At 32.3% G+C, this 24,232-nt stretch carries 24 protein-coding genes; 7 read left to right on the top strand and 17 right to left on the bottom strand.

The genetic code is table 11. From position 1 onward, the window contains the following. Positions 1-44: 44 nt before the first annotated feature. A complete protein-coding gene (locus FJV36_RS00805) occupies positions 45-206 on the top strand; it encodes a hypothetical protein (RefSeq protein ID WP_233264568.1) in 162 nt (53 codons plus the stop codon). Next, positions 196-747 (top strand): Smr/MutS family protein, encoded by a 552-nt coding sequence (locus FJV36_RS00810; RefSeq protein WP_158729098.1) that lies wholly within the window; start codon positions 196-198, stop codon positions 745-747. Before FJV36_RS00805 ends, FJV36_RS00810 begins: the two co-directional genes overlap by 11 nt. Positions 748-852: 105 nt before the next feature. Here FJV36_RS00810 and FJV36_RS00815 read toward each other — a convergent pair whose 3' ends face one another. Further along, entirely contained in the window at positions 853-1,797 is a 945-nt protein-coding gene (locus FJV36_RS00815; protein WP_158729099.1) for a hypothetical protein, read from the bottom strand. A gap of 190 nt (positions 1,798-1,987) precedes the next feature. On the opposite strand from FJV36_RS00815, the gene FJV36_RS00820 reads away from it, so the two are divergent. Further along, positions 1,988-2,881, top strand: a complete 894-nt coding sequence (locus FJV36_RS00820; protein ID WP_158729100.1) for an EamA family transporter — start codon at positions 1,988-1,990, stop codon at positions 2,879-2,881. Positions 2,882-2,927: 46 nt separating this feature from the next. Further along, positions 2,928-4,052 carry a cysteine desulfurase family protein gene (locus FJV36_RS00825; RefSeq protein ID WP_158729101.1) on the top strand — a complete coding sequence of 375 codons (1,125 nt, stop codon included), beginning with the start codon at positions 2,928-2,930 and terminating at the stop codon, positions 4,050-4,052. Between the two features lie 29 nt (positions 4,053-4,081). Here FJV36_RS00825 and FJV36_RS00830 read toward each other — a convergent pair whose 3' ends face one another. From FJV36_RS00830 to truA, 13 genes are all read right to left on the bottom strand, one after another. Continuing rightward, positions 4,082-4,468 carry a response regulator gene (locus FJV36_RS00830; protein ID WP_158729102.1) on the bottom strand — a complete coding sequence of 129 codons (387 nt, stop codon included), beginning with the start codon at positions 4,466-4,468 and terminating at the stop codon, positions 4,082-4,084. After that, entirely contained in the window at positions 4,461-7,490 is a 3,030-nt protein-coding gene (locus FJV36_RS00835; RefSeq protein WP_158729103.1) for a PAS domain S-box protein, read from the bottom strand. The genes FJV36_RS00830 and FJV36_RS00835 overlap by 8 nt, the downstream gene beginning before the upstream one ends. A gap of 183 nt (positions 7,491-7,673) precedes the next feature. Next, the gene (locus FJV36_RS00840; RefSeq protein ID WP_199250901.1) at positions 7,674-8,258 is read right to left on the bottom strand and encodes a fasciclin domain-containing protein; all 585 of its coding nucleotides are present in this window, start codon (positions 8,256-8,258) and stop codon (positions 7,674-7,676) included. A 195-nt stretch (positions 8,259-8,453) separates the two neighbouring features. Then, on the bottom strand, positions 8,454-9,521 hold the full coding sequence (locus FJV36_RS00845) for a serine hydrolase (protein ID WP_199250902.1): 1,068 nt from the start codon (positions 9,519-9,521) through the stop codon (positions 8,454-8,456). A 190-nt stretch (positions 9,522-9,711) separates the two neighbouring features. Continuing rightward, complete coding sequence (gene cysK / locus FJV36_RS00850) at positions 9,712-10,629, bottom strand: cysteine synthase A (RefSeq protein WP_158729104.1); 918 nt, start codon at positions 10,627-10,629, stop codon at positions 9,712-9,714. A 3-nt stretch (positions 10,630-10,632) separates the two neighbouring features. Next, positions 10,633-11,469: a serine O-acetyltransferase gene (locus tag FJV36_RS00855; protein ID WP_158729105.1), complete on the bottom strand. Its 837-nt coding sequence runs from the start codon at positions 11,467-11,469 to the stop codon at positions 10,633-10,635. A 431-nt stretch (positions 11,470-11,900) separates the two neighbouring features. Then, positions 11,901-12,353 carry a PA2169 family four-helix-bundle protein gene (locus FJV36_RS00860; protein WP_158729106.1) on the bottom strand — a complete coding sequence of 151 codons (453 nt, stop codon included), beginning with the start codon at positions 12,351-12,353 and terminating at the stop codon, positions 11,901-11,903. A 26-nt stretch (positions 12,354-12,379) separates the two neighbouring features. Beyond that, positions 12,380-12,883, bottom strand: coding sequence for a pyridoxamine 5'-phosphate oxidase family protein (locus tag FJV36_RS00865; RefSeq protein ID WP_158729107.1), 504 nt, complete (start codon positions 12,881-12,883; stop codon positions 12,380-12,382). Positions 12,884-13,022: 139 nt separating this feature from the next. Beyond that, positions 13,023-13,562: an NADPH-dependent FMN reductase gene (locus tag FJV36_RS00870; protein ID WP_158729108.1), complete on the bottom strand. Its 540-nt coding sequence runs from the start codon at positions 13,560-13,562 to the stop codon at positions 13,023-13,025. 195 nt (positions 13,563-13,757) lie between these two features. Beyond that, the gene (lpdA, locus tag FJV36_RS00875) at positions 13,758-15,146 is read right to left on the bottom strand and encodes a dihydrolipoyl dehydrogenase (RefSeq protein WP_158729109.1); all 1,389 of its coding nucleotides are present in this window, start codon (positions 15,144-15,146) and stop codon (positions 13,758-13,760) included. Between the two features lie 162 nt (positions 15,147-15,308). Beyond that, positions 15,309-15,851, bottom strand: a complete 543-nt coding sequence (locus FJV36_RS00880) for a hypothetical protein (protein ID WP_158729110.1) — start codon at positions 15,849-15,851, stop codon at positions 15,309-15,311. A 59-nt stretch (positions 15,852-15,910) separates the two neighbouring features. Then, on the bottom strand, positions 15,911-17,665 hold the full coding sequence (locus tag FJV36_RS00885; RefSeq protein WP_158729111.1) for an ABC transporter ATP-binding protein: 1,755 nt from the start codon (positions 17,663-17,665) through the stop codon (positions 15,911-15,913). A 63-nt stretch (positions 17,666-17,728) separates the two neighbouring features. Beyond that, positions 17,729-18,466: a tRNA pseudouridine(38-40) synthase TruA gene (gene truA, locus FJV36_RS00890; protein WP_158729112.1), complete on the bottom strand. Its 738-nt coding sequence runs from the start codon at positions 18,464-18,466 to the stop codon at positions 17,729-17,731. Between the two features lie 77 nt (positions 18,467-18,543). On the opposite strand from truA, the gene FJV36_RS00895 reads away from it, so the two are divergent. Further along, entirely contained in the window at positions 18,544-18,708 is a 165-nt protein-coding gene (locus FJV36_RS00895) for a hypothetical protein (protein ID WP_158729113.1), read from the top strand. Position 18,709: 1 nt separating this feature from the next. Continuing rightward, positions 18,710-19,207 carry a metallophosphoesterase gene (locus tag FJV36_RS00900; protein ID WP_158729114.1) on the top strand — a complete coding sequence of 166 codons (498 nt, stop codon included), beginning with the start codon at positions 18,710-18,712 and terminating at the stop codon, positions 19,205-19,207. Here FJV36_RS00900 and FJV36_RS00905 read toward each other — a convergent pair. The 3 genes from FJV36_RS00905 to FJV36_RS00915 all read right to left on the bottom strand — a co-directional run bounded on the left by FJV36_RS00905 (position 19,182) and on the right by FJV36_RS00915 (position 22,276). Continuing rightward, positions 19,182-20,909 (bottom strand): tetratricopeptide repeat-containing sensor histidine kinase, encoded by a 1,728-nt coding sequence (locus tag FJV36_RS00905; protein WP_233264569.1) that lies wholly within the window; start codon positions 20,907-20,909, stop codon positions 19,182-19,184. The genes FJV36_RS00900 and FJV36_RS00905 overlap by 26 nt on opposite strands. Before the next feature lie 72 nt (positions 20,910-20,981). Next, positions 20,982-21,644, bottom strand: coding sequence for a response regulator transcription factor (locus FJV36_RS00910; RefSeq protein ID WP_158729115.1), 663 nt, complete (start codon positions 21,642-21,644; stop codon positions 20,982-20,984). A 218-nt stretch (positions 21,645-21,862) separates the two neighbouring features. After that, a complete protein-coding gene (locus tag FJV36_RS00915) occupies positions 21,863-22,276 on the bottom strand; it encodes a DUF4293 domain-containing protein (protein ID WP_158729116.1) in 414 nt (137 codons plus the stop codon). Positions 22,277-22,459: 183 nt separating this feature from the next. Here FJV36_RS00915 and rho point away from each other — a divergent pair, with 183 nt between their 5' ends. Continuing rightward, on the top strand, positions 22,460-24,217 hold the full coding sequence (gene rho / locus FJV36_RS00920; protein WP_158729117.1) for a transcription termination factor Rho: 1,758 nt from the start codon (positions 22,460-22,462) through the stop codon (positions 24,215-24,217). Positions 24,218-24,232 lie beyond the last annotated feature (15 nt).

Here is a 24,232-nt window from a genome sequence, read left to right on the forward strand (position 1 = left end):
AATAATTATTCGAAAAAAAGATGAAAAAGTTAATACTTCCTATAATGGTAGTTGCAATAAGTGTGGCATTGTACGAGCAAGTAAGTGCGAATAAGAACATTTATGTAATGGCTGTTGCTATTGTAATTTTTATGATGGGAATGATGCAATTAAGTGCTAAAACACCGAGTAAGAATCAAGAAAAAAAGGATGATAATGTTGAATAAAGGAGATAAGGTTTCGGTTCTTGATGATGCCATTAACGGTGTTGTTCTTTCTGTACAAGAAAATCGTGTTACAATAGAAACAGAAGACGGTTTTACGATGGCATTTCTTGCCAATGAATTGATTAAAGTAAACGACAGTAGTAATTTGCTGGATACTATTAGAAGGATAGATGTAGCTGAAATTAAAAAAGAAAAAGAGATCCCAAAACCGCGTAGTTTTGTAAAAGAAAAAAAATCTAAACATGAAATTTCTGCACCAGAGTTTGATTTACATATTGAAAAATTAGTGCCTAATAAAAGAGGAATGTCTAATTATGATATCTTGACCTTACAAACCGAAACAGCAAAAAGACACATTGAATTTGCCATTAAAAACAGAATTCCAAAAATAGTTTTTATTCATGGAGTAGGTGAGGGAATTTTAAAAGCAGAACTTGATTTTCTACTTGGTCGGTACGATAATATTGCTTTTCAGGATGGTAATTATCAAAAATATGGTTTGGGCGCCACCGAAGTGTATATCAAGCAAAGTGCCATGTAGAAAAGTATATTTAGTCAAAAAAATATAAACCCAATTCTAAAAGTAATTTTATGTACTGATAGAATTGGGTTTTTGTTTTTTACACTATTGTCTTTTTGGATTGTACTAATTTGTTGTAAGTAACTCTCCGTAAATGTAATTGTCACCTAGACTAAAATCATTTGTTCCTTTTTTTAGTTTCACCTTTTTTAGAACAATTGTATGCTTAAACCCTGTTCCAAATGTTGTTGTAGTAACTTCAATTGTACCACTTGTATTAGCAATGCCAGGAATTGCTAGCCATTCTTCGGTTACGCTAGGTGTAGCAGGATATGTGGTGTTGCAAAAATAACCATCAGTTAATAAACCTCCAAACAGTCTATAAGTGAGTTTGTTTACAGTGTTGCCAATGAGTGCTACACGAGGAGCATTTAACGCTGTACTTTCATTTTTAATCAAAGCTGGATCAATATCAAGTATCAAAGCTTCACTACTGTTTTTATCATGTAATTGCTTGGTGTTTGGACATTGTTTCAACACTTTAGTAAATGAAAAAGGGAGAGGTGTAGTGTTTAAAATATAATCACCAAAGTTAAAAATATCGTACACCTGTGTACCATTTCCTTTATCAAATGTTATATTTTTAAATGTAATACTATGACTGTATCCTGTTATCCTGGTACTGTTGTCAGTTTGGTTTATTGGTTTAACAGCTTTTGTGGTAATCACCATTTTTCCACCTGTTGCTATCCATTCGTCAACCACAATAGGATTTGCAGGTGGGATAGTTTCACACAATGTTGCAGAGGTTACAGTACCGCTGTAAAAACGATACATCACACGATTTGTAGTGTTAATAACTATTTCTTGGGTGGTTTCCTCCGTAGGAAATTTAATTCCTGATGCATCAATTAGTAAGGCTTCGTTTTCTTTAACTTTGTAGAGAATGTTGGTATTCGTACATTTTTGAGCTGTTACGGACTCAAAGTTGATATTCTCTTGTGTTAAATCACCGTCATCACAACTGTTTAAAATAACTACTAAAAAGAATATGCTTAAAATTTTTTTCATCTTCAAGAATTTGAAACAAAAATAGAATTTTTAATGGGTTCTAGTTGCATTGTAATTTAAAAAACACATTTTTAACATGATATTAAGGTAGTGTTTTTTGAAAGCTCACGCTTTAGTAGCCCAACTTGATTGGTTTTTAAGACTGTATTACTTTAAGAAATGAGTATCTTTGTATTTCATTTTTTTATCAATGAGTTTAAATAAATATTATTCGGCGGCCTTCCTTGCTTTTTTTATGTGGGGGTTTTTCAGTTTTGCACTTAAACCGTTATATCTTTATCCATCACTAGATATCTTGTTTTATCGTGTTTTCTTTAGTGTAGTTACAATGGTGTTAATTAATATTATTTTTCGAAAAAAAATAATCTCTGAAAATTGGAATCGTTTTAAGCAACTTGTACCTAAGGAGCAAAAAAAAGTAATTTGGCTTACTCTGGGCGGAGGCTTTTTTTTATCGTCAAACTGGTTTGTTTATATTTTTGTAATGAATCATGTAAGCGTCAATGCGGCTTCTTTGGCTTATTTGATATGTCCTATTCTAACCACAGTTCTTGCTTTTTTTATGCTCAAAGAAAAACTAAGTTCTTGGCAATGGGTTGCAGTTGGGATTAGTTTTTTGAGTTGTATTTTGTTATCCTTCAATCATTTTCAAGATATCTTTTTCAGTTTAGTAACTGCTGCAACGTATGCTTTGTATTTGGTAAGCCAGCGAAAAAATAATGAAATCGATAAGTTTTTAGGGTTAACCATTCAGTTAATTTTTACCGCGGTTATTTTACTACCTTTTTATCCAGAATATAGCGGTCCAGTTCCTACAGAGCCAATTTTTTATACATGCATGTTTATGATTGTAGTTTTTTTTACAATCATTCCACTTTTCTTAAATCTATATGCCTTAAAAGGAATAAACTCCTCAGCAGTGGGAATTATGATTTATATTAATCCGATAATTAATTTTTTATTAGCTGTTTTTTACTACCAAGAGCAAGTACAAAATATTCAACTATTTTCTTATTTCTTAATTTTGTTGTCTATCGTAGTATTCAACAAAGAAGTATTATATAAGAAAAATAAAAAAATATAATCAACTACAAAAGACGCCGAGTAACCTTTCAAATATATCAACTACAATGCAAAAAGTATATCTTGACAATGCTTCAACTACTGCACTTCGCTCAGAGGTGATTCAGGAAATGACACACATTCTAGAACAAGAATACGGTAATCCGTCTTCTACACACAGCTTTGGAAGAAGTGCCAAAAATGTTTTAGAACTGTCTAGAAAAGCTATTGCAAAAAATTTGAATGCTACTGCGCAGGAAATCATCTTTACATCTTGTGGTACCGAGGCGAATAATTGGATTTTACAATCAGCTGTTAAAGATTTAAAGGTTGAACGAATTATTACCAGTAGAATAGAGCATCATGCGGTTTTATATACGGTTTTAGCGTTACAGCAACAGTACGGAATAGAAGTAGATTATGTTGCTTTAAAACCAGATGGCGCAATAGATTTAACCCATTTAGTTACTCTTTTAGCTGATGATAAAAAGACTTTAGTTAGTTTAATGCATGTGAATAATGAAATAGGAACTATGCTAGACCTAAATCGGGTGGGCATCATTTGTAAAGAGCATAATGTGTTGTTTCATTCTGATACGGTGCAATCTATAGGTAAATTAAAGATCGATTTACAAGAAATTCCTGTTGATTTTATTGTAGCGAGTGCACATAAGTTTCATGGTCCAAAAGGAGTAGGATTTGCCTTTATTCGAAAAAATTCAGGACTACAACCTTTATTTTTTGGTGGAGAGCAGGAAAAAGGCTTGCGCGCTGGAACCGAAGCCTTACATCAAATAGCTGGAATGGCTAAGGCTTTAGAACTTTCGTATTTAAATTTAGAAAAGGATCAAAAACACATTGAAACATTAAGAGATTATTTATGGGAACAATTGCATGTAAATTTTCCAGGTGTAAAATGCAATGGGGATCTTTCAGGTTTTTATAATGTTACAAATATTTTATTGCCATTCCCAAAAGAGAAAACTGCTCTGATATTGTTTTATTTAGATATGAAAGGCATTGCTGTATCTAGGGGAAGTGCATGTCAATCAGGAAGTATTAAGCCTTCTCACGTTTTGGCCGAACTTTTAAGTGAAGCTGATTTAGTATTACCAAGTTTGAGGGTTTCTTTTAGTCATTATAATACCGTACAAGATGTTGATGCTTTTATTGCGGCTCTTTTATCTGTGTAAATTGCATTGCGCTCATTAAAAAAGAAATATTATTCAATCAGTTTTTTTAATTCTACAAGAGTAATTGGTTTGATACTGTAATTTGAAATTTCGTTATATTTTTTTGCTTTTTCAATATCCGTGGGGTCAATTGAACTGGTCATGATATAGATAGTAATTGTTTTTTTAATGGGAATTTTGATAAATTCATCTAGAAACTGCCAACCGTTCCAGATAGGCATGTTTAAGTCCAGTAAGATTAAATCAGGGAGTTTTCCATCTGTATGAATTATTGTTTTTAGTTTGTCAAATGCTTCTTTGCCGTCTCTAAAAATCATGAAGCTATTGCAAAAATCTGCAATTTCCATAATTCTTTTTGCACCAAAAACAAAGATTGGGTCATTATCTATTATACAGGCAATATCTATTTTAGGCATTTTGAAAATATAATTTAAAAGTAGTTCCTTTGTCAACTTCGCTAGAAACGGTAACTTTACCACCTATAGCTTCTATTTGATTTTTTGTAATAAATAGTCCAATACCTCGGGCATCATCATTTTTATGAAAAGTTTTATACATACCAAAAATCTTATCTCCGTTTTGTTTTAAATCAATTCCTAGCCCATTGTCTTCAACACTTAGTATTAGGGTATCATTTTCTGTTATAGCAGTAAGTTTGATAAAGGCTTGTCTATTGTCTGATTTATACTTTATTGAATTCGATAAAAAATTCAATAAGATGCTCTCTACGTAGGCTGGAATACCTAAAACAAATACATCACTTTTTACTTCATTTGAAATATATACTTGTGCATTTTTAGCTAGAATTTGTATGTTGTTGATGCTGTTTTCAATTGCTTCACTTAAATTAACGGGTGCTATGTTCTCTGTTATAGTGGTATTCATAATCACTACTTCATTTAGATGTCCAATAGTATCCTTTAAGTTTTTTGAAGCCAAATCTAGTAGTTGAATGATTTCATTATCGGCATAAGAAGGATTTTCATATAAAAGCAAATCTAACATCATAGCAATATTGCCAGAGTGAGATCTTAAGTTATGAGAAACAATATGTGCAAAATTTTTCAACCGTTCGTTCTGATCCTTTGTGACAAATAGTAATGATTGAATTTCATTTTCTACTTTTTTGATGCTACTTATATCAACAGCTATAAATAGATAGCCTGTAATGGTATTATCCTTTTTTATGGCAGTAATGGTGAGCTGGACAGGGAAATGAGTACTGTCTTTTTTTACATAAGTCCATTCGCTAGTTTCAAATTTACCTTTATGAAGATCATGGGTGAAAACTTCAAAACCTTTGCAGTTAATATTTTTTTGAAGAAATAATTTTTCTTGCTGCGCTTTAATTTCTTCTTGTAAATGAATGATTTCAGGTGTTTTTAGATTAACTATTTCTTCTTTTTTGAATCCCAAAAGATTTTCGGCACCTGTATTAAATGTTGTAATAATACCATCAAGATTAGTTTCTATTATAGCAACTTGTGTACTAGCATCTAGAATTCCTTGAAGTTTTGATACAGCTTGTTCTAGTTTATTTTCAGCATTTTTTTGGGATGTAATATCTATGATTTGGGATATGATGTACAAGGGGTTGTTATCAGAATCCCGCACAATAGATGCTGCCAGCATAACATCTACAATTGTTTCGTCTTTACAAATATATCTTTTTTCAAGGTGGTAAAAATTTATTTTACCCTCTACAAGTTCTTTTAATAAAGCAACATCTTCCTCTAGATCATCAGGATGTGTAATGTCTTGAAAAGTAAGCTGCATTAATTCGTCTTCCTTGTATTTTGTAATTTCGCATAAGTTTGTATTCACTTTTAGCCATTGCCCATGTATGTTAAGTAATGCCATACCAATAGCGGCACTCTCAAAATTCCCACGAAAGGCCTCTTCACTTACTAACAGTTGTTCTTGAATTTTTTTTCTTTCGGTGATGTCTTCTGTGAGCATAATTAATCCACCTATTTTTTCTGAATCGGTGTACCAAGGTTTAACTACCCACCTTATCCACTGTGTTGAACCATCTAGTCGAACAAATTTTTCTTCATCCCTTTTGTGAGTGTCACCAGTTAAGCATTGTTGGTGTATTTTTTTCCATTCCTCACCTATCTCGGGGAAAACATCGTAATGTGATTGGCCAATTATCTTTTGACCTTCTAAACGATAATCAGTAATCCATTTTTCAGACGAAGCAATGTATTTCACCTGTGTGTCAAACATTGCAATAGCGGTAGGGGTTTGTTCTATAAATAATTTATTTCTCTCAAATTTTTTTTTAGTTTCGGTAATATCAGTATGAGTACCATACATCATTAAGGGAAGTCCTTCATCAGTCCAGTTTATTATTCTTCCATGATCTAAAACCCAAACCCATTCCCCATTTTTATGTTTCATTCTACATTCACAGTGATAAAAATCGCGCTCTTTACTATAGCATTCTTCAAGAATTTTTTGTGATTGGAGTAAATCATCAGGATGTGCGAAGTCAATCCAAGTTTGGATGCTTACGGGTTGTAACTCCTCAAGTTTGTAACCTATAATTTCTGCCCAACGATTATTAAAAATTGCTTCCCCAGTTTGAATATTCCATTCCCATGTCCCTAAGTTAGTTCCTTCAAGTACACTTTGTAGCTTTTCTTTCTCTTTTATTAATTCAATTTTGGCATGCTTTTCAATAGTTATATCTTGAAAAGTACCATATACTTTAGTGCACCTACCTTCTATAAATACGGTTTGCCCAATAGTTCTAATCCAACGATGATTGCCTTTCGCAGTAATGATCTGCAATCGATGATCAAAAGAGTCGTTATGTTTTATGGCGTTCGATATGGCAAGATTTATAGTATCTCTATTTTCACCTTCTTTATAAAAATAGATCGCTGTATCAAGATTAGGGCTATAGTGTTCACTTACTTCATGAATTTCTTTAGTTATTTTACTCCAATGAATTTTTTGGGTCGCAATATCATATTCCCAATACCCAATTCTTGCTGCTGAATTGCAGTTTTCAAGTAAAAGCTCTTGTTCTTTTTGGTATGTAATGTCAATATGAGCTCCCAGTAACCGTAAACCATTGCCATCTGGGCTTTGAATGATTTTACCATTGCATTTCATCCAAACTGTAAATCCGTTTTCATGGGTAAACCTGCAAATTTGCTCGTAAGTAAAATTAATAGAATTTGTACGTATTACTTCTTGAAGTAATTCCAAATCTTCTTTGTTAATTAGATCTTTCCATGATTTGATTTTGCTTGGTAATTCGTTGTAATTATAACCAAGTGTTGACCAAAACTTAGGGCTCATGTAGTTATGATTGGGATTTTCAATATCCCAGTATGTCAGACCGTCAAGAGCTGTTTCTTGTATAAAATCAAATACAGAGTTATCTTTTTTGATTAATTCGTATAATTCGGTTTTCAAATAACTCATACGTATTTTATTATTTGTAAACAAAATTAATTTATTTTTTTATTCGATATGTATTTATTTCGAATAATTATGCCAAATTGAAATACATGAGCCTTAAAAAGCTGAATCATTCATAAATTGATTTATAAAAAAAAACCGTCACAAAATGAAATTGCAACGGCTTTAAAATTTTAATTGGATCAATTATTTTGGCATAACTACTGAATCGATAGCGTGAATTACACCATTAGACGCAGCGACATCAGCAAGTACAACTGTTGAGGTTCCTCCATTTGAATCTGTCAAAATTACTTTACCGTCTTTTAAGCTCAAAACAATAGTGCCACCTTGAACTGTTGTAACAGTATATTTACCATTGTTTTTATTGATAGCCTCTGTAACTGCTGCTGCATCAAATTTTCCAGATACTACATGATACGTTAAAACTGCTTTTAATTTATCAAGACTTTCTGGTTTCAATAGTCCATCAACTGTACCGGCTGGCAATTTATCAAATGCGGCATTGTTTGGTGCAAAAACCGTAAAAGGTCCTTCGCTGCTCAATGTTTCTACTAATCCTGCCGCTTTTACCGCAGTTACTAATGTAGAAAAATCAGCATTTCCTGCTGCAACACCTACAATATTTGGTGTTGCTACAACTGCTGCAGAATCAACAGAAACTGAAGTTGTGTCTGCATTTTCTGTTGTTTCAGCTGTTTTCTTTTCTCCACATGAAGTTGCGATAACTCCTAAAAGTGCCATAGCACCAATTGTTTTTACTAATTTCATTTTAAATATTTTAGTTTAATTAAATTAAGATACTCAAATATACTCCTTTAATTCACTTGTTTAACATTTTTAACAAAAAATTAAACAAAATTTAAAACAAATGATTTACAGGAACTTAGCTTATCATTTTTAAATGTAAAGTAGTACTTTTTGAAATTGTACAGCACATTTTGTTTCTTATAATAATACTTCTATTTATTTGATAACAGCATTTATTTTACTCCAAAGGGCATTGTCAAAACCAGAAACTGCAAAGTTAGGATTTGATGGGTCAGAAGCATTTCCCATTCTAACGATTACCATTTTCTTACTTGGAATAACATAAATTCTTTGATCGCTTGCTCCCATTGCTGCATACATATCAGCAGGTGCATTAGGTACAAGTGAACCTTGAAATACGGTTTGCTCACCAGGAATCATAGCACTCGTTTTACCGTTCAACCACCATAAGTAGCCGTAAGATGGATTTATACTTTGAGATGTATTTACACTTTCGTTAAAAAATGATTCGTTTACAATTGTTTCATTATTCCATTTTCCTTTATTTAATGCTAATAATCCAAACCGCGCCATACTTTTTGTTGTACTATGGTATATTGTGAAAATAGCTCCAAAATTCCAAAAGCCATCCATACCAATTTTATTTTTTAATTTTTCATTAAAATAAGTTTCAAATGGTTTATTGCTAGCTTTTGCAATCACATCAGTTAATTTCTGAAAAACATTACTATAAGCCCATCGAGTATTGGCATCAGTAATATAAGTTATATTTGATTTTATCATAAATTGTTTACTGTCATCATTTCCTGAAGTCATGGTCAATAAATTACGAACTTGGATTAGATCTTCTTTAGGTAAAGGCATACTTGTCCATTCCGTACTCAGGTAGTTAGATACTTTGGTATTCAAGTTTACTAGCCCTTCTTGTTGAGCAATCCCAGTTGTGGTTGCAACAAGTGTTTTACCTGCACTATTCCATTCCCATGTATCTGTTGCTGTGTGTCCGTTGAAATATTCCTCCATTACTATTCTTCCGTTTACAAGAATTAGAAAAGATTTTGTGTTTTCTTGGATTAAAAAATCTTTTAATGGCTGTATTGCACTTTGATTCCACTTTAAACTAGCACTTGAAGTTGTTTCCCAGTTGCTATTTGAATTTGATGGGAAATACATTTCAGTTGAAGGAGTTGGATCAACTACTTCATTATTATTGCTACAGCTGCTTACTACTACAATACATAGTATTAAAATAAAATTTTTCATAATAGTTTTTTTATATGACTTCAGATTTTTAAAAAGGTTTAACTATTTGTTGTTTTGTTGGTTAAAAATCTTTAAAAATTCTAGTTTAAGTATGAAATAAATATATTTAATGTTAATTTTAACACTTGAAATTTATAAAGTAGAATAAAAAAACCGACTTACAAACGTAAATCGGTTTCTAGAATTTTATTTAAACAAATAAGCCTTCAATACTTAAATAATGTTCACCTGTGTCGTAACAAAAAGTTAGCACTTTTGCATTTTCAGGAATTTCAGGAAGTTTTTTAGCCACAGCAGCAAGTGATGCCCCTGATGATATTCCTATAAACATTCCTTCTTCTTTTGCGGCTCTTTGTGCATATAAAAATGCTTCATCTTTACTAACTTGAATTGTACCATCCAATAAATCAGTATGAAGATTTTTAGGGATAAATCCAGCACCAATGCCTTGAATAGGGTGTGGAGCAGGAGCGCCACCACTTATCACAGGAGAAGCTTCTGGCTCAACTGCATAAACTTTAAGGTTTGGAAAATGTTGTTTTAGTATTTCGGCACAACCTGTAATATGTCCTCCCGTTCCTACGCCAGTAATCAAGTAATCCAAGCCTTCAGGGAATGCTTTTATGATTTCTTGTGCAGTAGTTTTTTTATGAATTTCAATATTTGCAGGGTTTTCAAACTGAAGTGGAGACCATGCATTAGCCGATTCAGCAACTAGTTCTTGTGCTTTTTCTAGTGCTCCTTTCATTCCTTTTTCTCGAGGTGTAAGTACAAACTCGGCACCATACAAACTCATGAGTCTGCGTCTTTCAATTGACATGGATTCGGGCATTACCAATACTAATTTATACCCTTTTACGGCTGCAACCATGGCAAGACCAATACCAGTATTACCGGATGTAGCTTCAATAATGGTTCCGCCTGCTTTGAGTAACCCTTTTTCTTCGGCATCTTCAATCATGGCAAGTGCAATTCTATCCTTGATGCTTGCACCAGGATTAGCGCGTTCTAGTTTAATGTAAATATCATGGTTGCTACCAAACAAACGATTGATTTTTACATGTGGCGTATTGCCAATTGTGTCGAGTATGTTGTTGAATTTTGTCATAATTTATATAGAGAAAAAATTAATATCTTTTGTTTCTAGTTGATTTAAAACGGTGTTTTTATTAGACTGCATAACAAATGAATACGGATTTACGCTTTTTGTGATAAACGTATTTCCACCTATAATACTGTGATTACCAATTATTGTACTGCCTCCTAAAATAGTGGCATTAGCATAAATTATAACATGATCTTCAACGGTAGGGTGTCGTTTTTTTTCTTGCATACTTTTTTCTACTTGCAAGGCTCCTAGGGTTACACCTTGGTAAACACTCACATGTTTTCCTATTACTGTGGTTTCACCAATTACTATTCCTGTTCCATGATCAATTATAAACGGAACTCCAATGGTAGCGTTCGGATGGATATCTACACCGGTTTTACTATGTGCATACTCCGTTAAAATTCTTGGAAGTAGGCAAGGGGTTCTTGTTGCAATGGCATTCGCTATACGATATACTTCAATTGCAAAAAAACCTGGGTAAGAATTAATAATTTCTTGAATGCAATCAGCAGCTGGATCTGTGTCAAGAATGGCTTGAGCATCTTGCTGCATGTTAGCGTATAAATGTGGTAAAGTAGTATAAAACGCTTCGGCATCATCAAGAATTGCATCCGTGGTTTTGTTCTTTACAATTTCGGATAAAATGCTAATAAAATCAGCTTTATTTTGGTTTAAAAGTACTTCTATTTGAATGGTCTCTAGCGCTTTTTCAGGGAATAAAATTTTGAATAAGTCATCAATCCAATTGACAATTTTAGAGGAATCAATGGCTCGAACCCAATTGTTGTTTTGGTTTTCGCTTAAAAGTGTAGAAAATCGTTTGTTTTCAGGTGTCATTTTTATAAAATAAGTTCTAAATAATGTGGTCCTGCCCACGTTTTACAAAGATATAGGAGATTTGTTTATAAAGGAGGGTACGATTTGTAAATAATTGTTAATGTATAAAAAATATACAAATCACAGTATTTCTGTGAACATTGCAGCAAAAAAAATAAATTTTTTCAGAAATCGCATTGAATTAGGATTTACAAAAACAAGTATTCCTATTTCGTTCAGTCATTATAATTCGAATTAAGATATCGATACTGTATTTGACAAATAAAAAAACATTTAATATTAGTTTACTGCCTGTTAACTAAAAAAAATTCTAATACCTATTTTGAATTTTCAAAATAGACTTTAGAATTTTTATAAAACGCCTTTATTAGGACTAATTTTTATTGGTGTTTAGCATCTTCTCTTGACAATAGCGTTTAAAATTATTAAATTTATGCAAGTGCTGCAACCATTGATCTTACTTTATTATGATCTGCAACTAATTTTGAATGCTGATCTTTTAGCATCGTTTGTTGCTCGTAAGAAAGATTTTCAATTTCATTTTCTAACGTTTCTTCGTACGTTTTTTTAGCAACATCTTCGCCATACTCACAGCTTTCTAAGATAACTTTTCTATCGTTTCCAGTTAAAGCTGCCTTTACATCCATCCATACTCTAAAAAACTTTCCAGTAATTCGTGTATCTTCAGTTGGTGTTCCTCCATGTCTAGAAACTTCGTTTCTTAATTCGCTATTTATAGCTACGCTTGTAGCTTGAAATTCAGAAAATAAGGCTTTTAAATCAGCTTCATTAGTTTCGTCTGATGCGGTTTTGTAACCTTCAATTCTATCGTTGTTGATTTGAATTAGGCTGTTTAATACGGAGATTGTTTTTTCGCTGTCCATTTTTTTTGTAGTTTAATTTATTATATTTATAGTTTTATGTTTCCTTCTTTAGCATCAACGAGAGTTGTTCCCGTTGCAACAGATGCTATCATTTTGAAAAAATTAATCATTTCATTGCCTTCTACATCCCAATAGTAAGCGTTATTTGGCTTAATTTTTAAAATAGAAATATTTGGATCGTCTTTTCCTTCTTTAAACCATGTTTTTACTAGAGGCGACCATAAATCCTCAACTTTTTGTTTATCAAAAATTATTTCTGCTTCACCATTCACAACCATATAGCTGCTTTTTGATGGATGAGAGTAATAAAGTCTAACGTTTTTGTCGTTTTCTATTTCTTTATTTTTAATGCTGTTTCGGTCACTAAAAAACCATAGCGTTCCGTCTTCATCAACTTCTTGCGTACTCATTGGTCTTGTAGAATCTCCTTGGTCAATACTTAAATTTGTACAAAAAAGACAGATGTCGATGTCCGTTGCCAATTCCTTAATTTTATTAATTCCTTCTTGATTTTCTAAATTCTTTTCCATAACAATTTTTTTGATTTTTTTGATATTGTAAAGTTGTAGAAATTCTATTCAAAAAAATTATATAATAAAATACTTAGTTTACATTATTACTACCTTTACAAAATATTTTTCGGAAATAAATTATAATCAGTAGTTTAGCTTACTTAATGTTTTTAATAAGCTCTTTCAAAAATAGATCTGCTAATTTATTAGTTTCTTCTTTTTTGATTGGATGTCCTTCATCATCAAAGGTTTTTTCAACATTTGGAACCGGAAAATTTGCTTGAATAACCGTGGCTTTCATTTTCCAAAGAATAAATTGTAAATGAGTTAAACATTGATTTCCTCCAAATATGCCAGATGAAACCGTTGAAAGTCCAATTGGCTTTCCGCTCCATTCTTCATATAATAAATCGATTACATTTTTCAAACTAGCGGGTAAACTTCCATTGTATTCTGGTGTAACAATAATAATTGCATCAGACGATTTAATTTTTTGAGCGAATTCTAAAACTGATGTCGAAGGCTTTTCTAAATTTTTGAATCGTTCTTCAAACAATGGAAAATTGTATTTTTTTAAATCTAAAATTTCCGATGTAGCCAATTTATTAGCTGCTAAATAGTTTTCAAGGTACAATGCCACATTGTGACTTTTTCGCTCTGTGCGTATGCTGGAAGATATTATTGTTATGTATTTCATTTTCTAGTTTTATGATTTTATATATGAAATAGTAAAATATAAAATTCGAGAATTATAAGTGTTTGATGTTACATTATTTATGAGATTTGTTACATAATTGACTTTGAAATTATACAAAAAAAATCCGCTTTGCTTTCACAAAACGGATTTCATATTATTTAAAAAAAGTAGCTTTTAGAAACTCTTTTATATATTTTACAAGTGAATTACTTCGCCATAAGCATCAGCAACAGCTTCCATTACTGCCTCACTCATAGTTGGGTGTGGGTGAATAGCTTTTAATATTTCATGTCCAGTAGTTTCTAGTTTACGAGCTACAACTGCCTCAGCAATCATATCAGTTACACCAGCACCAATCATGTGACATCCTAACCATTCGCCGTATTTAGCATCAAAAATTACTTTTACAAAACCATCTGGTGTTCCAGAAGCTTTAGCTTTACCTGATGCTGAGAATGGGAATTTACCAATTTTTAATTCGTATCCTTTTTCTTTAGCTTGTTTTTCAGTTAATCCAACAGATGCAATTTCTGGAGTTGCATAGGTACAACCTGGTACGTTTCCGTAGTCAATTGGTTCTACATGAAGACCTGCAATTTTTTCTACACAGTTGATTCCTTCAGCAGATGCAACGTGTGCCAATGCTTGCCCCGGAGTTACATCACCAATGGCGTAGTAACCTGGAATATTAGTAGCATTGAAAGCGTCTACTAAAATTTTATCTCTATCAGTTGCAATTCCTACTTCTTCAAGTCCAATATTTTCAATGTTGGTTTTGATTCCAACCGCTGAAAGTAAAATATCAGCTTCAAGAACTTCTTCTCCTTTGGTTGTTTTTACAAATGCTTTTACACCAGCACCAGTGGTATCAATACGCTCAACAGACGAGTTGGTCATGATTTTTACACCAGCTTTTTTCATAGAACGCTCCATTTGTTTAGAAATGTCTTCGTCTTCAACAGGAACAATGTTTGGCATAAATTCAACAATAGTTACTTCTGTTCCCATTGCGTTGTAAAAATGCGCAAACTCAACCCCAATTGCTCCAGAACCTACAATTATCATTGATTTAGGTTGTGTTGGCAATGTCATGGCTTGTCTGTAACCAATTACTTTTAAACCATCTTGTGGTAAGTTTGGTAATTCACGAGAGCGAGCTCCAGTAGCAATAATAATATGATCTGCACTATACTCTGTAACTTTATTTTCTTTGTCAGTAACGTCAACTTTTTTGCCTGGTTTTAGTTTTCCAAAACCATCAATAACGTCAATTTTATTTTTTTTCATCAAGAATTGAACACCTTTGCTCATTCCATCTGCTACTGATCTACTGCGTTGTACGACAGCTGGGAAATCTTTATCAAATGAGGATACCGTTAATCCGTAATCCGAAGCATGTTTTAAATAATCAAAAACTTGAGCCGATTTAAGTAAGGCTTTTGTTGGGATACATCCCCAGTTCAAGCATACACCGCCTAAGTTTTCTTTTTCTATTACGGCTACTTTAAAGCCCAATTGAGATGCTCTAATTGCAGTAACATAACCACCAGGACCACTTCCTAAAACTATAATATCGTATTTCATTGTAAAGTTTTTTTGTTTTTTTATTGATGAGAAAGCAGTACTTCTACTATTTTCATTTAAGACTTGTTTGAATCGCTTTTCGGATAGCAAAATTAAGGATTTATTTTAAAAAAAATTAACCGTTTTATAAGTTTATTAGCAATGGTGTTTGCACCAGATCAATCATTTCATTTTTAAATAGGCTTCAACATAATTTGTGGTCGAAAAATACTCATCTCTAAGCTTTTTTAAATGGTTGGTAACAATTGATAGTTCGGGATAATTTGGGTCGAGACAGTCCTTGATTTCTTTATCCCTAACCGAAATAATGATGTACCAAAAACCATTTCTAGAAGTATAATTGTCCTCAAAGATCGAATCATTCCCTTTGCTTTGTAAACCGGTATCAACGGCAATTGGAATTAAATTCAGCGTTTTTGTCACTCTTTCTCTTTCAAAAAAAGACATATAAAAAGTCTTGTTGGCAATAACAATTGGAACATTTGAATCTACATTGCTGTGTTTTAAATTGTATTTGGTATTGATAAAGTTGTAAAATTCATCAGCCTTTTTTTTGTCTTCAAAGACAAATCCGTAGCAATTTGGAAGGTCTTTTTTGAATTTTTTGGCTTGTACAATTTTATCACCCTCAATATTTGGCGCAATTCGCAATGGGATGCACGAATATAAAAGTAGTATCAAGAAACCAATTCCTATTTTCTTCACTTGCTTATTGGGTTAAGTGGAACTATAACTGTAAGTAAATGTAAGGATTTTATTTTGAATCAATTCGCCACTGAAAACTGAGAGTCATACAAATTCTTGTAAAAACCACTTTCACGATTAATTAGTTCTTGATGTGTACCTTGTTCAACAATTAGTCCTTTATCCATCACTACAATTTTGTCAGCGTTTACAATCGTTGCTAAACGATGTGCAATAACAATAGAGGTTCGGCCTTTAGTAATGGTTTCGGTAGCACGCTGAATCAATTCCTCGGAGTAAGTATCTATAGAGGATGTGGCTTCGTCAAGAATTAAGATACTTGGGTTACTCACATAAGCTCTCAAGAATGCAATTAATTGGCGTTGACCAGAGGAAAGCATTACGCCACGTTCCTTAACATCAAAATCATAATTATCAGGCAAACTCATGATAAATTCATGCACTCCAATTTTTTTGGCTGCAGCCAATATTTGTTCGCGATCAATTTCAGGATTATGTAAGGTAATATTATTAAAAATAGTATCAGCAAAAAGGAAAACATCCTGCAATACTACCGCAATTTGCTTTCGTAACGAGCCCAAAGTATAATTTTCAATATTTTGATTATCAATATATATGGAGCCGCTATTGATTTCGTAAAAACGATTTAGTAAGTTGATAATAGTAGATTTCCCTGCACCCGTAGAGCCTACAATGGCAATTGTTTGTCCAGCGTTTACTTCTAAATTAATTCCTTTAATGACTTCTTCATCAGGAATATAACCAAAACGAACTTTATTAAATTCAATATTTCCTTTAAAAATTGGCGCCTCAAGAATACCTGTATCTTGTATTTGATCTTGGGTGTCTAAAATATCAAAAACACGGTTGGCAGCAATCATTCCTAGTTGCATCTCATTGAATTTATCGGCAATTTGTCTCAAGGGATTGAATAACATTCCAATAAACATGGTGTATGAAAATAAATCACCAAAAGTGGTGAAATTGTCTCCGTTTAATATTTTGATTCCGCCGTAAAGCACAATAAAACCAAGAGTTAATGACGAAATAATATCAGCAATAGGGAAGAAGATAGAGTTGTATAAAATGGTTTTTATCCACGCTTTCTTGTGCTTGTCATTTATCTCTTTGAACTTTTCTAACTCAATATTTTCTCTATTAAAGAGTTGAACAATCTTCATGCCTGTAACTCGCTCTTGTACAAAGGAATTCATATTGGCAATTTGAGTACGCACTTCCTCAAAAGCAACTTGCATTTTCTTTTGGAAAATTCTCGTTACAAAAACCAGTATTGGCATGGCTACAATCACAATCCAGGTCAAGGTCCAGTTCATATAAAACATAAAACCCAGCACCACAACCATTTTCATCAAGTCACTAATAATCATGAACAAACCTTGACTAAAAATTCGTGCAATGGATTCAATATCAGAAACGGATCGCGTCACCAATTGCCCTACAGGAACGTGGTCAAAATATTTCATTCGGAAACTTAAAATGTGCTGAAAAAGTTTGGTACGAATGTCTTTTACAATGTCTTGACCCAGCCAGTTGGCCCAAAAGACAAAGTAAAATTGTGAAAACACCTCTAATAAAAGCACAATCCCCATTAAGATTACATACATCAATAATCCTTTTTGATCTTGTGTAGCAATGTAACCATCAACGGTTTGTTTTAATAAATATGGTCGTAACGCTGCAAATATTGACAATGAAATAGCAAAAATAACTACTCCATTAAATCGCCATTGGTAAGGTTTTGTAAATTTTAATATTCTTTTAAATAATCGTGTATCAAATGCTTTTGCTTTCATATTTTTTCTTTAAGCCTTATGCTTTAGGCTTTAGGCATAATGCGTAAAGCTTACAGCCTGAAGCTATAAATAATCGTACTCTATTTTGGTTAAATACAAACCATGTGCTGGAACCGAAATCCCGGCCTTATCTCTGTTTTTACTAGCAATAATGGCTGTAAAATCATCGAGTGTAATTTTATGCAACCCCACATTGATCAACGTACCTACTATGGCACGCACCATATTACGTAAAAACCTATTTGCTGAAACGGTAAAAACCAACGAATTGTTGTCTTTTTGTGTCCAATGCGCTTCATAAATAGTACAATCGAAGGTATTTACATCAGTGTTTACTTTGGAAAAACATTGAAAATCAGTGTGTTCAAACAGAATTTGTGCTGCTTGATTCATGAGCTCAATATCTAACGTTTGATGAAAGTACCAACTCTTATCTTGTAAAAATACATCTTTAAAAGTATGAATGTGATATTCGTAAGTTCTTTTAGTAGCATCAAACCGAGTGTGTGCATCATCATGAACTGCTATAAGGTTATAAATTACGATATCTTTGGGTAAATAAGAATTGAGTTTGTGAAGCAAGCTCGTTTTATTAAATGATTTTTCTATGTCAAAATGAGCATACATTTCTCTGGCGTGAACTCCAGTATCAGTCCTTCCAGCACCCATAAGATTTAGAGGTGTGTTTAACAATACCGAAAAGGCTTTGTTCATTGTTTCTTGAACAGAGGCTGCATTGGGCTGAAATTGCCATCCGTGGTAATGCGTGCCATTGTATGCAAATTTAACGAAATATCTCAACAGTTTTTTTTTGATGTTACAAAGATACTTATTAATTTTTGTGCTAGGAAGTTGCAAACTGCCAAAATTTGTTAAGAATGATTACGATTTCATTATTGATCCAAGAATGGCTATTTTTACCGAAAATTCTAGCCCAGATAGCAGCGGTATCTCCCGATTTTAGAAAACAAGGCTTTTTAGCCGTAGTTTTTTTGATCGGGAATAAAGCGGATAGCTGGAAAAAGCTCCTAAAAAAAACTTAAATTGAAAAAAATCCTTTTACTATCGGATACGCACAGTCATATAGACGATGCCATTTTAAAATATGTGAACCAAGCTGATGAAGTGTGGCATGCTGGCGATATAGGTAACCTCATTGTTACTGATGCAATACAGAAAGTAAAACCTTTGCACGCGGTGTATGGTAATATTGATGATGCGCAGGCCCGAATGGAATTTCCATTACACAACCGATTTATGTGTGAAGGAGTTGATGTGTGGATTACCCATATTGGCGGTTATCCCGGGAAATATAATGCTAGTATCAGGGAAGAACTACTTGTAAATCCTCCGAAAATATTTATTTGTGGCCATTCTCATATTTTGAAAGTGATTTTTGATAAAAAATTGAATCTTTTGCACCTTAATCCTGGAGCTGCAGGAGTGAGTGGATTTCATCAAGTACGCACTATGTTACGCTTTGTAATTGATGGGGATAAGATTAAAGATATGGAAATTATTGAGTTGGGTAAACGGGGTTAGAATTTTTTTTATGATAGTGTATGGGTACTTCAATGCTCACGGTTGTACCCCAATTGAGTTTTGAATCTATATAAAAAATCCCTTTCAAGTTGTTGATTCTAGACTTAATTTGGTTGATACCAAAACCCTCAAGAATATGAAAGTTAGAAGAATCAAAACCTTTTCCGTTATCAATAATTTTTATGTGCAAACTATCATTACTTTCGTCAAGAGACACAATAGATTGACTAGCTGTACTGTGTTTGATAGTGTTGTTTATGAGCTCCATAATGATGAAATAGATTTTCATTTCGAAGTCTTCGTTATAGCGAGTATTTCGATCTACAGAACTATTAAAAACAAAATTTAGTATAGAGTTTGTGTTTTTTTCGCATAAATCTTCAAGTGCGTCAAAGAGGCCAAAACGAACTAGTAGTGAAGGCATTAATTCATGAGATAAGTCCCTAACTTGATCGTGAGCGTTTTCAAGAATTTGTTTTGTTTTAGTAATTTCAACAGGAAAATTTTGAGTTTGATTTGTAAATGCTTGTAATTGCATTCCCGCAGATGATAATAGAGCACTTATGTTGTCATGTAAAAAAGAAGCTATTTTTTTACGTTCTAGTTCTTGACCATTAATGGAGGCATTTAAGATGTTTTCTTGAACCTTGCTTTGTAAATCGGTAATTTTACTTTTGTGTTGTAACTTGGCGTTTAAAGTTAAAATATAAAATACTACAGAAAGTAATAGGAGAATTATTGCTACAACAATTACAATTTTTTTATTGCGGTATTGTTCTTCTAATAATTCTATTTGCTTTGTCTTGAACTCATTTTCAATTTTGTCTATTTCACGCTTGTATTCGTCAATTTCAAGATTTATGCCGGCTACATTTGCTTTTTTCAGCTTTTCCTCGTCTTTTAATTCCTCGGTCAATTTAATGTACGAGTCAAGGTGAGAATATGCTTTTTTATAATTTCCAGTTTTTATTAAAAATTTAGAATATTCATGATAAGAAAATGATAAATCTGATTTTTCGTTACCTTGATTTCCTAATCTAATGGCATTTTCAAAGTAGTATGTGGCTTTTTTAGTATCGTTAATACTAGAATAATACATTCCGTTAAGCATATTTATGGCCACAATAGTAGATGCATCTCCATCCTTTTTATGGTTTTTATTAATGTAATCTAGATAGGGATAGCCATTTTTAAAATCACCAATATCAAAGTATGCCCAGGTAATATTGAGTTTAGTGAATAGAATTTGATAAACATCATTAATTTTAGTACTGTATTCTAATGATTTTTTGTAGTAATAAACACCTTTTTTATATTGTTTTTTGTCAAAACAATAAATATTTCCCAAATTGTTGTGTAGGTTGTTTTTTAAAACATCATTATTCGTTCTGTTAGCATATGTTAAACCTTTATTATAGTAGTAAAATGCTTTATCAGTCTCGGAAAATTCATCAAAATTTGCAGCAATAGTATTGTAGCAAAAAGCAATTAAGAAGTCGTTTTTTAATTGAATAGCCTTGCTAAGTGCAAATCTTGATTGTATTAATGATTTTTCATAATTGCCCTCTCGCATGAGAAATAGAGCTTTGTTTGCAAGCATAGTAACGTCCTTGATTGTTAATGGTTTATCATCTGCCAATAAGGAAGTAGGTAGGATACTTAAAATAAAAAAAAAGAGAATTGTGATTTGCTTGTTTAACATGCTGCTACTTTTATTATTTATTGCATTTAAAATCCATTACTAAGGCTATTTAAATAGCGTTTTGATGATATTTTAAGATTTTATAAGCTTGTTTTTGAGTGCATATTTAACTAGGCTAATAGAGTTTTTTGCATTTAATTTTTTCATAATATTTTTACGATGCGTTTCTACAGTATTCATACTGATGAAAAGTTGATCACTAATCTCTTTTCCGCTAAATTCAAGGGCAATTAATGTTATAATCTCAAGTTCTCTATCTGTTAATATAAAATCTCCGTTTTGATCAAGCTTGTTTAATTTTGGATTTTCTTTGGTAGCAGAACTAAATATTTTCTCTCTAACAGACCTACAAAAATATTCTTCCCCATTGTGAACAGCTTGAATGGCTTCAACAATATTTTCTCCTGCACATTTCTTGGTTAAATAGCCACTTGAACCTAATTTCATAACCTCTTTAATGATTCTTAAATCATCATGACTAGATAAAATTATAATCTTACAAGGGAATCCTTTTGAAGCAAACTCTTTAATGACTTGTATGCCGTCTTTCTCGGGCATATTGATATCCAATACTAATATATCAGAACTGTTTTGAATAACTTCTTGATACAAATTAGATCCATTTATTGAAAAACCAACGACTTCAAAGTGGGGGTTAGTGTTGAGTAGCGTTTTAATACCATCAATTAATATTTGATGGTCATCTGCAAGGTGAATTCGGATTTTATCAGGCATAAACTTTTAGTATAATCAAATATATAAAAAATAACAGATACTAATTTAATTTTATATTTATTTTTTCTTACAAAATTTTGAAAATTGAATGTAATTGAAATGTTTGTCAAATGATAACAATGTAGTGCATTAATTTAGCGTATCATTTTAATTAGTCACAAAAAAACCCGAAAATTAATTCGGGTTTTCTTCGCACTAATAAATAAAAAATTATAGTATTACCTCAATCTGTCCACAGATTTTACAAGATTTTCATCTTTCTTGATCGCCTTATTAGCCAAAACTAAAAACACGATAGCAAGTACAGGTAGAAACATCCCAATACCTTTCTCAGAAACAGCAGGTGTTTCTCCAGATACATTTAGCGAACGATACACAAACAATACTAATAAAATCATATTTAATATGATATTCAACCTGCCCATGACAAATTGATTTTGTCTCTTTTTGAATGAAATGATACTCACTAATGTCAGCATGGTACTGAGTCCAAGAATGATGGTGTAAATTTGATTTTGCATAAAGTAATATGCTTTTCCATCATTTAAGGTCCATAGTGGCAAGAAAAACAATAAAACACCAGTCATAATAAATACTAATGCTAGGTATATGGTCTGAATTCTTTGTATCATTTTTTAAATTTGTTTTACAAAAATATATTTTCTTTTTTTAAAATACTATTGTTTGCAAGTTTTTTATTCGTATTATTGCATCATAAAACCGTAATAACTTCATACTGCGGTCTGTTGATTTGAAAAATTACCACCTATCTTTTATAATATCTCCAAAAAATTAATTAAATTCCTAGAACATTCATGTTTGATATTTCTGCATTAAAAGAAATGAAGCTTTCTGAGCTTCAAGAAATTGCTAAATTAGCAAAAACCATAAAGTTTAACGGTGTAAAAAAAGAAACATTAATTGGGCTAATACTAGAGCAGCAAGCAGTTAGTAAAGCACCAGAGACTGTTGCAAAACCTAGTGAATTTCTTGAAGAAGAAAAAACTAAAAGAACAAGAATACTTCCTGCGAAAAAAGTACCCATTCAAAAAAACGAAAAAAGTACCCTTTTTGAAAATGATACAAACCTAACTCCTGAATTAATTACTACTATTACTCCTGATAACGAAGTAGCAACAGTTGTAAAAACTGAGGACATTCCAGCAGTGCCAAGTAATATTGAGGAGGATAGTGTTAAGCAAGGGAAAGCTATAAAATTTAATAAATCAGCATACGAGAAAAAGATAGCTTTAAAGAAAAATAAGGAAGAAGTTAAAACAGTAGAAAAAGAGCCAGAAACGGTAGTTGAAGATGTTTCTGCTGTAAAAAATGACTTACCTATTGTTACAAAAAAAATAAATCCGAATCAGCTCAATAAGCAAAATACTAACGGAAACGTAAATCAAAATCCGAATTTTAAAAACAAAAAAAGCAATTTTGCTGCTGCAGATTTTGAGTTTGATGGAATTATAGAAAGCGAAGGAGTTCTAGAAATGATGCCTGATGGTTATGGTTTCTTGCGATCTTCGGATTACAATTACTTAGCATCACCAGATGATATTTATTTATCTACTTCACAAATTAGACTTTTTGGATTAAAAACAGGAGATACAGTAAAAGGAGTTGTACGTCCGCCAAAAGAAGGAGAGAAGTTTTTTCCATTGGTACGCGTTTTAAAAATCAACGGACACGATCCTCAAGTAGTTCGTGATAGAGTTTCATTTGAACACTTAACACCAGTTTTTCCATCAGAGAAATTCAAATTAGCCGAAAAGCAAAGTACTGTTTCAACCCGCATCATCGATTTGTTTTCTCCAATAGGAAAAGGACAGCGTGGTATGATTGTAGCACAACCAAAAACAGGTAAAACCATGTTGCTTAAGGAAATTGCAAATGCTATTGCTGCCAATCATCCTGAAGTTTATTTGATCGTTCTATTAATTGACGAGCGTCCAGAGGAAGTCACAGATATGCAACGTAGTGTACGTGGTGAAGTAATTGCATCTACTTTTGACAGAGAACCACAAGAGCACGTGAAAATTGCTAACATTGTTCTTGAAAAAGCTAAGAGATTAGTAGAATGTGGTCATGATGTTGTTATTTTATTAGATTCCATTACCCGTTTGGCTAGAGCGTATAATACTGTTCAACCTGCATCTGGTAAAGTATTAAGTGGTGGTGTTGATGCGAACGCGCTACAAAAACCAAAACGTTTTTTTGGAGCTGCTCGTAATGTAGAAAATGGAGGGTCTCTCAGTATTATTGCTACAGCTTTAACTGAAACAGGATCTAAAATGGATGAAGTTATTTTTGAAGAGTTTAAAGGTACTGGTAATATGGAGTTGCAATTGGATCGTAAAATTGCGAATAAACGTATTTTCCCAGCAATTGACTTAACATCATCAAGTACAAGACGTGATGACTTATTATTAGATCAAAAAACATTACAAAGAATGTGGATTATGAGAAAATACCTTTCTGATATGAATCCTATTGAAGCCATGGACTTTGTAAACGACCGATTTAAGAAAACTAAAAACAACGAGGAGTTTTTAATTTCCATGAATGATTAAATTTTATTTAAACAT

It is taken from the genome of Flavobacterium sp. I-STPP5a (assembly GCF_009764685.1).
Taxonomy (GTDB): Bacteria; Bacteroidota; Bacteroidia; order Flavobacteriales; family Flavobacteriaceae; genus Flavobacterium.